The sequence below is a fragment of the Chitinophaga skermanii genome (genome assembly GCF_003259335.1).
GTDB classification, from domain to species: domain Bacteria; phylum Bacteroidota; class Bacteroidia; order Chitinophagales; family Chitinophagaceae; genus Chitinophaga; species Chitinophaga skermanii.
The window spans coordinates 339,839-356,242 of record NZ_QLLL01000003.1 but is presented as its reverse complement, the minus strand read 5'-3'; the positions used below and the strand labels follow the sequence as shown (position 1 = coordinate 356,242).

Here is a 16,404-nt window from a genome sequence, read left to right as displayed (position 1 = left end):
TCTAAAACCACATCCCATTCAACCCTCTATTACTACACCCCTCCCATATCCCAACCCTTAAACTTTTAGGTCCTTCGCCCCTAAAAGTTTCCCAAACCCTCCATTTCCCCAACAAAAAACCATAACCCCATATAAGAACAAAGAACAAACCACCCCAACAAAACAGGCACCACAAAGAACCCAACGTCCTTCACCACAGTAGCACCAAAGCCCCATCGACATCCCGATCAAACGGCGACGCAGTCTTTCGCCGTTTGTCCTCCTTTCTTTGGTTACTTTCTTTGGAGAAGCAAAGAAAGTAACACAACGGGATGTAAGCCAAAACAGCATGGCCGCGCCAGCGAATTAGAATAAAAAAAGGCTGTTCCATGAAGAAACAGCCTTTATGAAAAGAATAATATTATACTAAGCTTCCTGCAAGAAAGGATAACGGTAATCCGTCGGCGGCACCATAGTTTCCTTAATTGTACGAGCACTTAACCAACGGTACAAATTCAACATAGAACCTGCTTTATCATTCGTACCAGAAGCACGTGCACCACCAAAAGGTTGTTGACCTACTACTGCGCCTGTTGGTTTATCATTGATGTAGAAGTTACCCGCTGCGTTTGTTAAGCGTTTAGTGGCTAAATCAATCGCGTAACGATCTGTAGAAATGATAGAACCGGTTAAAGCGTATTCAGAAGTACTATCCACCAAAGCCAATGTTTCTTCGAATTTCTCAGCATCGTATACATACAATGACAATACTGGGCCAAAGATTTCTTCGCACATCGTAACGTACTTAGGATCTTTTGTTTCGATAACAGTTGGGTGAATGAAGTAACCTTCAGATTTATCGTATGTACCGCCTACCCAGATGTTTTGACCATCTTTCTTAGCGTTGTCGATATATTGCGCGATTTTGTTGAACGATTTCTCGTCGATAACAGCGTTGATGAAGTTGGTGAAATCTTCCGTAGTACCGATTTTGAAAGAAGATACTTGTTCAACCAAGATTTTCTTCACTTCTTCGGCGATATTGCTAGGAATGTAAGCGCGGGAAGCGGCCGAACATTTCTGGCCTTGGTATTCGAAAGCACCACGTGCTAAAGCTGTAGCTACCACTGCTGGATCAGCAGATTTGTGAGCGATCACGAAATCTTTACCACCAGTTTCACCTACAATACGTGGGTATGTTTTGTACTTATTGATATTGCTACCAATTGTTTTCCACATGGTTTGGAATACACCGGTAGAACCTGTGAAGTGAATACCAGCGAAATCGGGGTGAGAGAAGCTGATGTCACCGATGGTTGGACCATCAGCATATACCAAGTTGATCACACCTGCAGGTAAACCTGCTTCGATCAAAATCTTCATGATTACGTTCGCAGAGTACACTTGCGTGTTAGCTGGCTTCCAAACAACTACGTTACCGCACATAGCAGCAGAAGTAGGTAAGTTACCGGCAATAGCTGTGAAGTTGAAAGGTGTAACAGCCACTACGAAACCTTCGAGTGGACGGTATTCTACCCTATTGTGGATGCCTTGTGGGCTGTATGGTTGTTGTTTGTAGATTTCTCCTAAGAAGTGAACGTTGTAACGTAAGAAATCGATGATTTCGCAAGCGCTATCGATCTCAGCTTGGTAAGCATTTTTACTTTGACCGAGCATGGTAGCAGCGTTCATATGTGCGCGGTACTTTGTAGCCATTAATTCCGCGGCACGTAAGAAAATACCGGCACGTTGTTCCCAAGTAGTATTGGCCCATTCTTCACGAGCAGCCAAAGCTGCGTTGATCGCTTGGGTAACATGGCTTGCATCACCTTGGTGGAAATGACCCAATTTGTGTTTGTGTTCATGTGGCGGACGAATGTCTACAGTTTTACCTGTACGAACTTCTTGACCGTTGATGTACATTGGGATATCCATTTCAACAGCTTTAAAAGCGGCCAATTGTTTTTTCAAGGCTACTTTTTCTGCAGAACCTGGTGCATAATTCAGCACAGGTTCGTTCACCGGGTGCGCAAACTGAAAATAAGCGTTATGCATGGCTAAAAATTGTTTGGTATGATGTATAAATAATGTTGTTTCCTTCGAATGCCTAAAATAACAATCCTTATAACCTTTACAGGGTAAGAATGGTTGGTTTTAGGTTTGATTTTGTTGTATTGAATGCAGCAGTCCTAGTCTTGCTCATCTTCCTTCTGCATCATCAAGTACGCCTTGATAAAGCCTTCCAATTCACCGTCCATTACTGGTTGTACGTTACCTACCTCGAAATCGGTACGGTGATCTTTAATCATTTTGTAAGGATGGAATACATAAGAGCGGATCTGGGAACCCCATTCTATCTTACGCTTATTGGCGTTGGTTGCATTCTTCAACTCTTCACGCTTCCTAATCTCTTCCTCGTACAATCGCGACTTCAACATGGTTAATGCTTTCTCGCGGTTTTCTCCTTGGGTACGGGCTTGCTGACATTCAATGATGATCCCCGATGGTATGTGTTTTAAACGAACAGCGGTTTCTACCTTGTTTACGTTCTGTCCACCTTTACCGCCCGAACGGTAGAATTCCCATTCCAATTCCGCCGGGTTCACGTTGATTTCTATCGTATCATCTACAAGCGGGTAAACAAAGATCGAAGCAAAAGAGGTATGCCTGCGGGCGTTTGAATCAAAAGGCGAGATACGTACCAAGCGGTGTACACCACTTTCTCCTTTTAACAGGCCATACGCAAAATCACCATCAAATTCCAGCGAAGCGGATTTAATCCCCGCGCCATCGCCATACTGTACATCCAATTCACTTACTTTCCAACCTTGCTTTTCACCGTACATGCGGTACATCCTAAGTAACATTTCCGCCCAATCCTGGCTTTCTGTTCCACCTGCGCCCGAGTTAATGGTTAACACGGCCGGCATCTCATCTTCCGGTTGGTTCAAGGTCGATTTAAACTCCAATTCTTCCAAAGCAACTAATGCCTTTGCATAAGCGTCGTTTACTTCCGCTTCCGTGGCCTCGCCTTCCCTGAAAAAATCATTTAAAACGCTACTGTCCTCGATGGCTGTTTGTACTTGTTCGTAGAGTTCTACCCAAAACTTATTCACCTTAATCTCTTTCAAAATGCCGGTTGCTCTCGCATTGTCATCCCAAAAGCCTGGTGCTAGGGTTAATTGTTTGTCATTTTCGATTTTATCTATGCGGTCTCGGATGTCAAAGAAAACCTCCCAGGACATGTAAACGGTCCCTCATAGCTTTAAGTTGTTCTGCTGTCATAGTGGGCGCAAAGTTAAGCATTTTTGAGGAGAGGATAAAACAGGTGAACACCAAGTGTTTAAAAAGGAACAATATTTGTATAGTGTTGTTATTTACTGGCATGATCCATCATTATAGTTTACCGCACGCGCGGCAGCAAGCAGTCTTTAATCTCATCGGGTATGTAGTTATTATCGCCGTGAACGCCATGGCTAATACCGTCTATATCAACGGCCATAATACCGGCGAAATTTCCGACATGTATCCTAACCTATTCACCCCGGCAGGCTTCACTTTCAGTATTTGGTCGGTCATATACCTGGGCCTATTAGCCTGCATGGTTTACCAACTTTGGTTAGCATTTTCACCTCATCATAACGACGAACTACAATCTTTCATGATGCGCATGCGTAGCTGGTTCCTGCTGAATTGCATTGGTAATACCGGTTGGATCTTCGCCTGGCATTACAGGGTAATTCCTTTATCGTTATTATTGATGTTGGTGGTATTGTATTCGTTATTGAAGATTCACCGCAACTTTCGTATAGCCATGCCGGTTACCAATAAGCGGGAATTTTGGTTTGTACAAGTGCCCTTTAGTATTTACTTAGGATGGATCAGCATTGCAACCCTTGCGAATATAACGGTGTTATTAGTAGCCATGGGATTTGAATGTACCGGTATGGCCCCTGCCATTTGGGCTATTGCCATGATTCTAATAGGTACTGCTGCGGCCATCATGATGATCATTTACCGCAATAACTTCATACATGCCTTAGTAGCCATTTGGGCCATTTATGGCATTATGATGAAGCGGTACCCTGAAAAAGATGGCGGTAGCTTTGCCATATTTGCAGTGTGTGTGATTTGTGTACTGATTCTTTTCTTAGCCATCATTATTCGATTTAACGCAAAGAAAAACCAGCCTAACAATATTTCTGACAAAATTTAGATACTTTCAAAGGTTAATAACCTTATTTTTGACCGCATTTAATATTATCATATATTATGTTCCCAACGACGAATCCTACTCATACGAAAGCTTGGCAAGCACTTGGCCAACATGCCGACGAGATGCGTAAAACGCACCTCCGCGAACTTTTCGCTCAAGATGCTGACCGTTTCGCTAAGCACCATATCCAGTTCGAGCAAATTTTATTCGACTACTCTAAGAATCTCTTCACACCGAAAACATTGGAATTATTGCAGCAATTAGCCGAAGAGTCGGGCGTACCTGCAGCCATTAAAGCCATGTTTGGTGCTGAAAAAATCAACGCAACAGAAAACCGCGCTGTATTGCACATTGCTTTACGCAACCGTTCAAACGCGCCTATTATACTCGATGGAGAAGACGTAATGCCAGCAGTAAACGCCGTTTTAGCTAAAATGGAAGACTGTTGCAAACGCATCCACAGTGGCGAATGGAAAGGTTATACCGGTAAAAAAATCAAGTATATCGTAAACATCGGTATCGGTGGTTCCGACTTGGGCCCGGTAATGGTAACCGAAGCCTTGAAACCTTACTGGGTAGAAGGCATTGAAACCTACTTCGTTTCAAACGTAGATGGCACACACATTGCCGAAACATTGAAGAAAGTAACACCGGCAGAAACCTTGTTCCTTATTGCTTCTAAAACCTTCACCACCCAAGAAACCATGACCAACGCGCACACTGCTCGTAATTGGTTCTTGGAAACAGCGAAAGATGAGGCACACGTAGCCAAACACTTCGCCGCGTTATCCACAAACGAGAAAGCCGTTAAAGAATTCGGCATCGACCCAGCGAACATGTTCGAGTTTTGGGATTGGGTAGGCGGTCGTTACTCCTTGTGGAGCGCAATCGGTTTATCTATCGCCCTCACCATTGGATATGATAACTTTGTACAACTCTTAGAGGGCGCGCATGCCACCGACCAACACTTCACCTCGGCAGCAGCAGACAAGAACATTCCTTTAATCATGGCTTTATTGGGATTATGGTACGGCAACTTCTTCGATGCACACACCGAAGCCATTCTCCCATACGACCAATACATGCACCGCTTTGCTGCCTACTTCCAACAAGGCAACATGGAAAGCAATGGTAAATACGTAGGCCGCGACGGCAAACCCGTTACCTACGAAACCGGCCTAGTAGTATGGGGTGAACCAGGTACAAACGGCCAACATGCCTTCTACCAACTGATCCACCAAGGCACCAGGCTGATCCCATGCGACTTCATCGCCCCTGCTATCAGTCACAACCCAATCGGCGATCACCACCCTAAATTGCTCTCTAACTTCTTCGCCCAAACGGAAGCCCTCATGAACGGCAAAACCGCCGAAGAAGCCAAAGCCGAACTAGAAAAATCAAACACTCCAGCAGCTGAGATCGAAAAATTGGTTCCTTTCAAAGTATTCGGCGGCAACCGCCCCACGAACTCTTTCCTAGTAAAAGAAATCACCCCTCGCACCCTCGGCTCCCTAGTAGCCCTCTACGAACACAAAATATTCGTACAAGGAGTTATCTGGAACATCTATAGCTTCGACCAATGGGGCGTAGAACTCGGCAAACAACTCGCCAATAAGATCCTACCAGAACTTACCAACGAGTCAACCGTAACTAGCCACGACTCCTCTACCAACGGCCTAATCAACGCCTACAAATCAATGCGTTAATTATAATCGTTGATATATCAATATTATAAGAAAGGCTGCTCACCGAGCAGCCTTTCTTATTCCCAAAACAAATAACCCAATAAAATTCGCCCACCTCCAACCACACCTACACCTCACCTTCAAAACCAAAGCCCCCTTGGCCCTAAAAGCTTTGCCCCAACAACCAACACCCCATTCAACCTCTTCCACCCCACCACGCAAAAGCCACACCTTCAAAACCACTAGAAACTTCGCTCCTCATGGTTTTACACAAGCAACCCCTTCAACAAAACACGCCCCCCAAAGCCCCCACGTCCTTCACCACAGTAGCACCAAAGCCCCATCGACATCCCGATCAAACGGCGACGCAGTCTTTCGCCGTTTGTCCTCCTTTCTTTGGTTACTTTCTTTGGAGAAGCAAAGAAAGTAACAAATAGGATCATTCCTAAAAAAACTAACCCGCCGCCCAAACAAAGATTTATTGACCTATCAATATTTGATAAATAAGATTTATACCCTCCTACCGGAGGTCCCCCCCCTTGCCTTCGACTTCACCAGGCATAAAAAAACCCCTCGAAAAATCGAGGGGTACCGAATATTTTTAAAGAGAATTTCTTACCACTTGTCTACATCATCGCTAGAAGTCGCAGGGGCAGTAGCTTCTTCGGTAGAAGCTGCAGTTGCTTCAAACCCTACTTCATCTTGCTCCTCATCTCTTGAGTAATCGTGGTTGTAAGCATCAAAGTCGAAGTCGGGCATCAATTCCGTCTTCACGTAATTGATGGTTTCTGTTAATGCGTTGAGGAACTTGTTAAAGTCTTCTTTGTACAAGAATACTTTGTGCCTGTCATAACCATTATCGTTGAAACGTTTTTTACTTTCTGTGATGGTAAGAAAGTAATCATTGCCACGAGTGGTTTTTACATCAAAGAAATAAGTTCTTCTTTTACCCGCTTTCAATCGTTTAGAAAAGATGCTGTCGTTGTTTCTTTCCTGTTGATTGTTGTTTTCGTACGCCACAGTTGATAGATTTAAGTGTTAACGAATCAAATCCTGTTTTCAATAAGCAACAAATATACTATTGTTTTACAAATATCAAAATATTTTTAAATGATTTTGAAAACAAATTAGAAATTGGCTCAAATGCAGGCTGATAGCCGTTTACAAACCTATGAATCTTACTCACTTATACTTTCTTGCTCATTTTTTTGTTGGCGCTGATATAATTCCGCGTAATAACCATTATTGGCTAAAAGCTCGTTGTGTGTGCCTTGTTCAATGATCTTCCCTTCATCCAATACGATGATTTTATCGAACGAAAACAGGGCAAAGATGCGGTGCGTGATGATGATCGCCGTTTTGTGTTGCAAGTAGGCGTACAGGTTACCAATGATCTCCTTTTCAGTGCGGGCATCTACGGCAGAAAGACAATCGTCGAACACCAATAAATTAGGATTTTTCAACAGGCCCCGGGCAATAGAGATACGCTGTTTTTGGCCACCACTCAAGGTTACGCCACGCTCTCCTATCTCGGTTTCAAAGCCTGCCGGGAACTGTAATATGTCTTTTTCTACGGATGCTTGCCTTGCTGCTAACTGCACCGTTTCTTGTTCTGCAGATGGTGTACTGAAGCGTATGTTGTTAGTAATCGTATCCGAGAACAGGAACACATCTTGTGGCACATAGCTGATTTGGGTGCGTAAACTGTGTAGCGGGATCTGCTTAATATCGATCCCATCGATGGTAATGCGCCCTTGTTGAGGGTCGAACATACGGATCAAAAGCTGGGCCAACGTGGTTTTACCCGAACCGGTACGACCAATAATCGCCACCTTTTCGCCTGGTTTGATTTCTAGGTTGAAGTCATTCAAAGCGGTAATACCTGTATGGGTGTACATAAAGCGTACATCTTCAAAGCGAACATGACCTTTAATATCCACATCTTGTGCATTCGGTGCATCTTGGATTTCGGGTTGTACATCCAAAAACTCGTTGATGCGCTGTTGCGAAGCTGCGGCCCTTTGTATCATAGAAGCCACCCAACCAATCGAAAAGAACGGGAAGGTGAGCATGTTTACATATATCACGAACTCGGCAAGGTTACCCACTGTAATGTTCCCTTTGATTACCTGCATACCACCAATGAAGATGGTAATAATCACGCTCAACCCAATCATCAACATCATGGCAGGTTGATAAAGCGCATCCGTTTTCGCTAAGCTGATGCTAGATTGCTTATACTCTTCACTGGCATCTTCGAAGTGCTTAGCGCTGGCATCTTCTTGGATGTATGATTTAATCACCCTAATGCCACTGTACGACTCTTGGGAAATGCTGGTAATGTTAGAGAGTTGGGCTTGAATTTTCTCGCTCTTTTTGTGGATGATACGGTTCACGTAATAAATCGTGAGGGCTAGGAAGGGTAATGGTGAAAGCGTATACAAGGTTAATTCCGCGTTTACATTCATCATCAACCATAAAATAATCACCATCATAATGATCGTTCTCGTAGCATACATCACAGCCGGGCCAACATACATTCTCACGCGGCTCACATCTTCCGTTATCCTACTCATCAAATCGCCCGTACGGTTCATTTTGTAAAACCCTAAGTGCAGTTTTTGATAATGCTCGTATATCTCGTTCTTCAAATCGTACTCGATATGCCTACTCATCACAATCAACGTTTGCCGTTGTAAGAACATGAAAAACCCGCTCAGCAACGCCAACAATAAGATCGTAACCCCGTAAAACGCTAATACAGCCGAAAAATGGCCTCTAAATGCTGTTTTTAAACTCGTATGGTCGATCAGGTGATAGCTGTCTAAATTCTGCTCCAACAAGTCAAATATCTGCCTCACCATAATAGGTTGAAAAATACTGAACACGATGGAAACGGCTGTAAACAATAATCCAAGCAGGAAGCGCCATTTATAGCGCACGAAATATTTATTAAGCGATGCGAGATGTTTCAACGGGCTAAAAATTTATACGCTACAAATGTAAGGGTAAAAACTTGGCAACGTGTTCATTTTTACACATATGTGCAAAAAGAAACGGGGAGCGGTGTTTATCCCGCTCCCCGTGTTTTATATCGTTGTTCCGTGGTATTACAATGCCTGTAATGTAGCCACTATTTTCGCTTTCGCTTCTTCCTCACTCACGTCTTCTTTCACGAATGTACGACCCGTAATTTTCTCGAATAACTCGATGTAACGCTCGCTTACGCTGGTTACAAACTCGTCGGTCATTACCGGTACTTGCTGACCGTCTTTACCTTGGAAACCATTCTCCATTAACCATTCGCGCACGAACTCTTTCGACAATTGTTTCTGTTGCTCGCCGGCTTTTTGTTTCTCTTCGAAACCTTCTGCATAGAAGTAACGGCTAGAATCTGGTGTATGAATCTCGTCGATGACGATGATTTTACCATCTACTTTACCGAATTCGTATTTCGTATCTACGAGGATCAAACCACGTTCAGCCGCCAATTGGCGACCACGTTCGAAAATCGCTAACGTATATTTTTCTAATTGTTCGTATTCTTCTTTGCTAACAATACCTTGGGCGATAATTTCTTCGCGGCTGATATCTACGTCGTGCCCTTCATGTGCTTTCGTGGTAGGGGTAATGATAGGCGTTGGGAAAAAATCGTTTTCTTTCAAACCTTCTGGCAAAGTAACGCCGCACAAAGTGCGTAAACCGCTTTTGTACGTTCTCCAAGCATGACCGGTAAGGTTACCGCGCACCACCATCTCAACCGGGAAAGTTTCGCATTTGATACCCACAGTAGCATTAGGCGTTGGCACTGCTTTCACCCAGTTAGGCACGATATCTTTCGTTGCCTCGAGCATAATTTCCGCAATTTGGTTCAACACTTGACCTTTATAAGGAATAGGGCGAGGTAAAACCACGTCGAACGCAGAAATACGGTTGCTCACCACCATCACTAACCATTTATCTTCAATAGAGTATACGTCGCGCACTTTTCCCTTGTAAAAACCTGTTTGGCCGGGAAATTGTAAAGTAGAATCAGACATGTATTTCGTGTTCTTTTATTAATTTAATGGCAGTAGAAGGATACACAACTGTTGAACCTCACATGGTTGCCTCCTCAAACTGTCGTGCAAAAATAGGCCAGGTTAAGTTAATTTTACAAGTGAAACTTAGAATATGTTGAAAAATACCTACATCCCCATCGATTGTAATTACTACGATCGGCTGGAAGCATGGGCTACTTTGCAAACACATTGTAACATATTATATACGAACGAGCAGGGCAACCCCGTTGAAATAGCCGGAATCATACAGGACCTGTTCATCGTTGAAAAAGTGGAATACATGCAGTTAACATCCGGCGAAAAGATTCGTTTAGATGCCTTGGTAAGTGTGAATAACATTCCCCTGCCACCGGCAGAAGAAAGCAGCTGCCGGGTATAAGACCTAACGCAAAAGACTACACGAAACCCTTAAACATATAAAATGACGCTTATACAAGACCCAGAGTTCATGGAAGCCGTTTATAAAATCCTCGTTTCCATTGTTATTGGTTCAGCACTAGGATTTGAACGGGAAATGCGCCGCAAGGCGGCGGGTATTCGTACCATTACTTTGCTGTGCGTAGGCTCTACCCTATTTACGATTTTGAGCATGCAAATTGGTCACCCTAATAGTATGGACCGTGTAGCGTCGAATATCCTAACAGGCGTGGGTTTTATTGGTGCGGGTGTAATCTTTAAGGGTGAATTCTCGATTGATGGGATTACTACTGCTACTACCATTTGGATTGCGGCGGCATTGGGTATGGCCATTGGGATGGACCGTTTTTGGTTGGCAGGTGTAACATTGGCCCTCGCTTTGTTAGCGCTTACTTTATTAAGCTATGTGGAGATTTGGATTGCCCGTATCCGCGACCGGAAGTATTATACCTTGCTGTACAAGATGGAGGAATGTAATGAAGGTATTATTGAAGAGGTGTTCAAGTCGCACCGCCTCCAGTTTAAGAAAATCGTTGCTTTCCGTAAAGACGATGTAGTGGAAGATAAATACGAAGTTACCGGCTCCAAAGAAAATATGTTAGCTATGAACCAAATATTGTTACGCCTAAAAACGATCCAGTCATTTACGGTGCAATCCAATGCTTAGTATATAATACAGACGATATATGTAAATAGCTGTAAAGCCTATCCCCACCCTATCCTTAGCCTATCCCTAGCCTATCTTTACCCTATCTATTGCCTATCTCGACCCTATCTAAAGCCTATCTTTAGCCTATCCTCACTCAATAGCAGCAAGGGTTTCAGCTATTTTAGCCCTCTAACACACGCTATAGCAATGCTTTAGCAAATGCTACTTCTTCCGTAAAGTCATTAATACAACCCCGGCAATTACAACGGCCGAGCCTTTTAGTACTTCGGGTGACAGGTGCTCATTCGCAATCCAAAAGCCAAGGAACAGTGCAACCACCGGGTTTACATAAGCGTAAGTTGCTGTAATCCTAGGCGGTGCGTTGTTCACTAACCAAGAATAAGAGGAATAGCCTATAAGAGAACCGAAAATTACGAGGTATGCGAAAGCTTCGTATGTACGAATGGTAAGGTCGCCGAAACTTGGCCAGTTGGGTTCGAGTATGAGGCTGGCGATAAAGGAGAATATACCGCCTGCAATCATTTGAATGGAAGTCGCCGTCATTTGCGCAGGTAATTGCAAACGGGGCGATAAGAGAGAGCCGGTTACCCAGGTGATTGAACCGAAAATGATAATCCCAATCGGCCATAATGGGTAATCGCGTACGGCATCCGTTTTAAACGGGTCGAAAATAAGGTACAACCCCAAGAAGCCAATCAACACCCCCGCAATAGTTAACCAAGTAGGCTTCTTCTTACTAAAGAAACCCCAATCCAGCAATATAAACCATGCCGGGGCCGCGGCCACTACAAGCGAAACAATACCGCTAGGCATATAATGCACAGCAAAAGCCACCACGGTGTTCCCTATCCCAATTAAACATATCCCAACGATCGAAGCCATCCATACTTCCTTCCAAGTAGGCCACTTCTTTTCTTTCCCAATGGCAAACGCCAATAAAATACTACCCGCCGTTAAAAACCGGAAGGCAGAAAATAAAAAGGGCGGCACCTCCATCGTGGCAATCTTCAATCCAAGATAGGTGGAACCCCAAATAATATACACTGCTAATAATGCAGGAATAAGTAACGGTGAGCTAGACGATGTAGACATGGTTTTCATACCGGAAATTCCCAGCGGCGATTATGCCGCGAAATGGGGCTACAAATGTGCAAGAATTTTTCTGCAAAATAAAACCCCTTGCAAATAAATGACAAGGGGCCTATAGGGAAAAATCGGTTTTCTTATTTCTTCATATACACTTCAATCGTTGCATTCGTAGGTCTACGCGGCGCAAGGAAGGTATCCACTTTTTGGTAAGTAGCTTCCAACTCCGTTCTTAAGGCAAACGGGAAGAAGTTATTCAAGGTAGGTGCGTATTCATACAACACGATATCATACTCATTCGCACGCACTTTCGCTGTAAACATATCGAGCTGTTTATTGAACATCCCCACCCCAAGGTGATACCATAACGGGTAGTTACTACCGGTTTCCAAGTTAAATGGAACAGCGTATGCCAATGGTGTTAATTCTGTCATGTTCAACACCTTCGGTGCGCCTTGAGGGAACTTGGTTTTCACATTCGCAATCAATCGCTCCATACCATGCACGGTAGAGGCCGGCATGTAAATCTTTTCAAAGCCTTTGATGTCTGTAAAAATCCATTCGCTCGTAGGCACATCGGTAGAGTCTAAGTTGATCATGAAGTTGTGCTTCGATACCACGTTCTCGCCTGTTTTGCTAACGTGCTGGATTTCATTCGCCGGTAAGAACTTAGCAAATACACGGTCGATGTATTTCCAATATGTGCCCGACCACCATAGTAATACCATGGCAGCACCGAGTACAAAAGGTTTAAAGGCGTTTAAGTTGAACGAGATATATTGACTTAGCATGCTAACGATAAAAGCAAATGCAAAGCTGTGGTAGAAAATGTTATTGTCGGGCGGCGTATAACTCGTTACTTGGAACAATGCTGCTTCCGCAATAATACCGAGCGTAAGTAAGGTGAATAACACCAATTGCTTATTCTCCCAAAACGCTTTGAACTGCTTGAGTTGCGGGATCAGCAATACGATAATTAACACCAAGTAAAATTTCAACCATTGCGATTCCCCGAAGATGGCATCTGCAAAATCAACCACCGATAAACGGCTGCTATGGGGGGCCTGGCCATGGTTGAACCAATAGCCAATCCCGTATTTTGAAAACGGCCAAAAGAAAGCTATAGCCACTAAGGCATAGAACCCTATGAAAATCAATAAGTCGAACTTCTTCTTTTCAATAATGCTATAATATAACAACAAGGCCAACGCCAACAACAATCCTAAGCCGCCACCATCTTGCTTTGTAAAGAAGGATAAAAACAAGAAGAAAGCCGCCGCTAATAATTGCAGCCCTCGTACCCAATGATTAAACGAGGCCGTGATGAAGCGCATCAAGAACGCTAAACCTATCAATTCATATACAATAACGCTATGGTTATACCATGGCCAGAAGTTGAAGAAGGAATAGGATAAAGCAAATACCAATACCGACAATACCCTAATGCCCGGCTGCACTTGCAACGATTTCAATATAGAACGGAAAGCAAAGCCTGCTGCTATGTTCATCACTACTTGGGCCTTCACCAAGGATATCAACGAAGGACCAAATAGCTTAAAGAATAATGCCGGCATTAACCAGAAACCAAAGCCCAGCGGGGTGCCAAAGTCTTTATACGGGGTTTGCCCCAAATACAAACGGTACGCACCTTCGTACGATAAGAAAATGTTTACCCGGTATGGGAACGTCAAAAATAAAGGAACAAGCGCTAAGCCGATAATAATCAAGCACTCAAGAAAGGTAGCTTTGTAACGCTGTGTAAAAGATCCTGGCATAGTTGGGGGACTATTAATCTATAAACAATCAAGTATTAAAAAATCAAAAGTAATAAGATTATATCTCATATGAAAGGCATGGTAGCCATACACCACGTGAAGTAATCATTTAACTTGGTGAATGACATAAAATGCTTCGTTATAGTATACATCTATATAATCACTATATATCTTATTTCCTAATACGTTAATTAAAGTTAATACATCATTAATGAGCATTTTTCTAATTCAACTTAGCATATTCTAATATTCGTTGTATCTTGCAGGCACATTAATGTTATTATCCCCGTGCAATATTTAAAGCTATTAAGGCCAACTCATTGGGCAAAAAACCTCTTCTTATTTATCCCTCTGTTCTTCGCAGGAGAAATCACGCATATTGACAAGATCGTTTCCTTGATCCAAGCTTTTATTTCCTTTAGCTTGATCGCCAGCAGTATTTATATCATTAACGATTACCGTGATATTGAAGCGGATAAATTACATCCCAAAAAAAGTAAACGTCCTTTAGCATCGGGTGCCGTTAGTAAACCGGCCGCCTTGGTGATTTTCGGGATCTGTATTGCCCTCGGTTTTGGTATAGCCTTGCTGTTGAAAACAAAATTTGCCTTTGTATTAGGCCTTTATTTCGTGATGAACCTCGCCTACTCTTACGGTTTAAAGAACATTTCCATTCTCGATATTATCATCCTATCCATTGGTTTCGTGTTGCGTGTTAAAGCGGGTGGCATTGTGGCGGTGATTACTATTTCGGAATGGTTGATGTTGATGGTGTTCCTGTTATCGCTCTTTATGGCAATTGCGAAGCGCCGGGATGATGTGTTGATTAAGCTTGAATCGGGGAAAGATATGCGTAAGGCGGTGAAAGGCTACAACTTGGATTTTATGAACGTATCGCTCGCCATTGCGGCGGCGGTAATTATCGTGGCTTATATTATGTACACCATGGCGCCGGAAACAAATGGTCGTTTCGGTACTTGGCGCCTCTACTATACAAGCATTTTTGTTATTGCTGGATTATTGCGATATTTGCAAATCACCTACGTGGAAAACAACACGGGGTCGCCTACCAACATCTTATACAAAGACCGCTTCATTCAAATAACCATACTCCTTTGGATACTGAGTTTTTATGTAATTATTTATTTACCTATTGACAAAAGTTTCTTTGGATAATGCAAAAACAACTAGCGAATTGGGGTAATTACCCTGTGCTGACCTGTGACGAATGCACCTTCACGAATGAAGAGCAATTGCAACAGTATGTTAACGCCCACAACAACATTATTGCCCGTGGAAACGGCCGTTGCTACGGCGATGCTTCCTTGGCGCAAAACAGTGTATCTACTTTGAAGTACGATAAAGTGCTTTCCTTCGACATTACCAACGGTGTGTTCGAATGCCAAAGTGGTATTACACTCGATCAAATCCTCGACATTATAGTGCCGAAAGGCTGGTTTTTACCCGTTACGCCCGGAACCAAGTTCATTACCGTAGGTGGTGCCATTGCTTCTGATGTACATGGCAAAAATCACCACGTAGATGGTTGCTTCTCGAATCATATCGTGTATATGGAAGTACTAACAGCCCAAGGCTTAGTACGATGTTCCCCTACCGAAAACAGTGATTTATTCTGGGCAACAAGTGGCGGTATGGGTTTAACCGGTGTAATTACCAACGTGCAATTCAACTTGAAGAAAATTGAAACGGCATATATCAAGCAAAAGCAAATCAAGGCGAAGAACCTAGATGAAGTTATTGCTTTGTTCGAGCAATACAAACACTATACGTATAGCATGGCTTGGATTGATTGCTTGAAAAAAGGTGATGGCTTTGGCAGAAGTATTTTGATTGTTGGAGAACATGCTACGAAAAATGAATTAAACCCCAAGCAAGCCGTAGCGCCTTTGCAACTGCCAGCTAAACCCAAACTCACCGTTCCCTTCAACCTCCCTTCCTTCATCTTGAATAACTTCACCGTGAAGGCTTTCAACTGGTTGTACTACAATAAAAACACCCGTAAGGAAATCAATAACGTGGTGCCCTACGAACCGTTCTTCTATCCACTCGATGCCATTTTGCATTGGAACCGTGGTTATGGTAAGAAAGGCTTTGTACAATACCAATTCGTATTACCATTAGCACAAAAAGATGGCCTCATCGCGATATTGAAACGAATTAGCGACAAAGGCTGGGGTTCATTCTTAGCGGTGTTGAAAGTATTTGGGCAGCAAGATTCGTTGATTTCTTTCCCTATGGAAGGATACACGCTGGCCTTGGATTTCCCGGTACGCAATGGCTTGTTCGAGTTTTTGGATGAGTTGGATGAAATTGTATTACAATATGGTGGCAGGCTCTATTTGTCGAAAGACGCACGCATGCAACAAGCTACCTTTTGGAAGAGCTACCCCAACGCGCAAACATTTGCCGATACGGTGAATAAATTCAACCCGTCGCACAAATTCAGCTCTATTCAATCGGATCGACTTCAATTAACAAATCAATAATCCTTATA

13 protein-coding genes are annotated in these 16,404 nt (G+C 43.3%); 6 read left to right on the top strand and 7 right to left on the bottom strand.

The genetic code is table 11. The features are described from left to right. Positions 1-405 precede the first annotated feature (405 nt). Positions 406-2,034, bottom strand: a complete 1,629-nt coding sequence (pruA, locus tag LX64_RS09175) for an L-glutamate gamma-semialdehyde dehydrogenase (protein ID WP_111597342.1) — start codon at positions 2,032-2,034, stop codon at positions 406-408. 134 nt (positions 2,035-2,168) lie between these two features. After that, positions 2,169-3,264, bottom strand: a protein-coding gene (gene prfB, locus LX64_RS09170) for a peptide chain release factor 2 (RefSeq protein WP_111597341.1) whose coding sequence is annotated in 2 segments (ribosomal slippage) — positions 2,169-3,203 and positions 3,205-3,264 — 1,095 coding nt in all. Because the reading frame shifts where the segments join, the coding sequence is not laid out codon by codon here. Positions 3,265-3,364: 100 nt separating this feature from the next. On the opposite strand from prfB, the gene LX64_RS09165 reads away from it, so the two are divergent. Next, entirely contained in the window at positions 3,365-4,195 is an 831-nt protein-coding gene (locus tag LX64_RS09165; RefSeq protein WP_111597340.1) for a hypothetical protein, read from the top strand. 56 nt (positions 4,196-4,251) lie between these two features. After that, positions 4,252-5,901: a glucose-6-phosphate isomerase gene (gene pgi / locus LX64_RS09160; RefSeq protein WP_111597339.1), complete on the top strand. Its 1,650-nt coding sequence runs from the start codon at positions 4,252-4,254 to the stop codon at positions 5,899-5,901. A gap of 594 nt (positions 5,902-6,495) precedes the next feature. Here pgi and LX64_RS09150 read toward each other — a convergent pair. The 3 genes from LX64_RS09150 to LX64_RS09140 all read right to left on the bottom strand — a co-directional run bounded on the left by LX64_RS09150 (position 6,496) and on the right by LX64_RS09140 (position 9,920). Next, positions 6,496-6,900, bottom strand: coding sequence for a DUF3276 family protein (locus LX64_RS09150; RefSeq protein ID WP_111597337.1), 405 nt, complete (start codon positions 6,898-6,900; stop codon positions 6,496-6,498). Positions 6,901-7,058: 158 nt separating this feature from the next. Further along, entirely contained in the window at positions 7,059-8,855 is a 1,797-nt protein-coding gene (locus tag LX64_RS09145; RefSeq protein WP_111597336.1) for an ABC transporter ATP-binding protein, read from the bottom strand. A 135-nt stretch (positions 8,856-8,990) separates the two neighbouring features. Next, positions 8,991-9,920 (bottom strand): phosphoribosylaminoimidazolesuccinocarboxamide synthase, encoded by a 930-nt coding sequence (locus tag LX64_RS09140; protein ID WP_111597335.1) that lies wholly within the window; start codon positions 9,918-9,920, stop codon positions 8,991-8,993. A 133-nt stretch (positions 9,921-10,053) separates the two neighbouring features. Here LX64_RS09140 and LX64_RS09135 point away from each other — a divergent pair, with 133 nt between their 5' ends. Together LX64_RS09135 and LX64_RS09130 are read left to right on the top strand one after the other, a co-directional pair. Continuing rightward, a complete protein-coding gene (locus LX64_RS09135; RefSeq protein WP_111597334.1) occupies positions 10,054-10,320 on the top strand; it encodes a hypothetical protein in 267 nt (88 codons plus the stop codon). A 42-nt stretch (positions 10,321-10,362) separates the two neighbouring features. Next, complete coding sequence (locus tag LX64_RS09130; RefSeq protein WP_211324782.1) at positions 10,363-11,025, top strand: MgtC/SapB family protein; 663 nt, start codon at positions 10,363-10,365, stop codon at positions 11,023-11,025. Between the two features lie 204 nt (positions 11,026-11,229). Here the strand turns inward: LX64_RS09130 and LX64_RS09125 are convergent, their stop codons facing one another. Both LX64_RS09125 and LX64_RS09120 read right to left on the bottom strand, forming a co-directional pair. Next, the gene (locus LX64_RS09125) at positions 11,230-12,120 is read right to left on the bottom strand and encodes an EamA family transporter (protein ID WP_211324781.1); all 891 of its coding nucleotides are present in this window, start codon (positions 12,118-12,120) and stop codon (positions 11,230-11,232) included. Positions 12,121-12,251: 131 nt separating this feature from the next. Continuing rightward, positions 12,252-13,889 (bottom strand): hypothetical protein, encoded by a 1,638-nt coding sequence (locus LX64_RS09120; RefSeq protein ID WP_111597331.1) that lies wholly within the window; start codon positions 13,887-13,889, stop codon positions 12,252-12,254. A gap of 288 nt (positions 13,890-14,177) precedes the next feature. Between LX64_RS09120 and LX64_RS09115 the strand changes: the two genes are divergently transcribed. Together LX64_RS09115 and LX64_RS09110 are read left to right on the top strand one after the other, a co-directional pair. After that, positions 14,178-15,065 carry a decaprenyl-phosphate phosphoribosyltransferase gene (locus LX64_RS09115; protein ID WP_111597330.1) on the top strand — a complete coding sequence of 296 codons (888 nt, stop codon included), beginning with the start codon at positions 14,178-14,180 and terminating at the stop codon, positions 15,063-15,065. After that, on the top strand, positions 15,065-16,396 hold the full coding sequence (locus tag LX64_RS09110; RefSeq protein WP_111597329.1) for an FAD-binding oxidoreductase: 1,332 nt from the start codon (positions 15,065-15,067) through the stop codon (positions 16,394-16,396). The genes LX64_RS09115 and LX64_RS09110 overlap by 1 nt, the downstream gene beginning before the upstream one ends. Positions 16,397-16,404 lie beyond the last annotated feature (8 nt).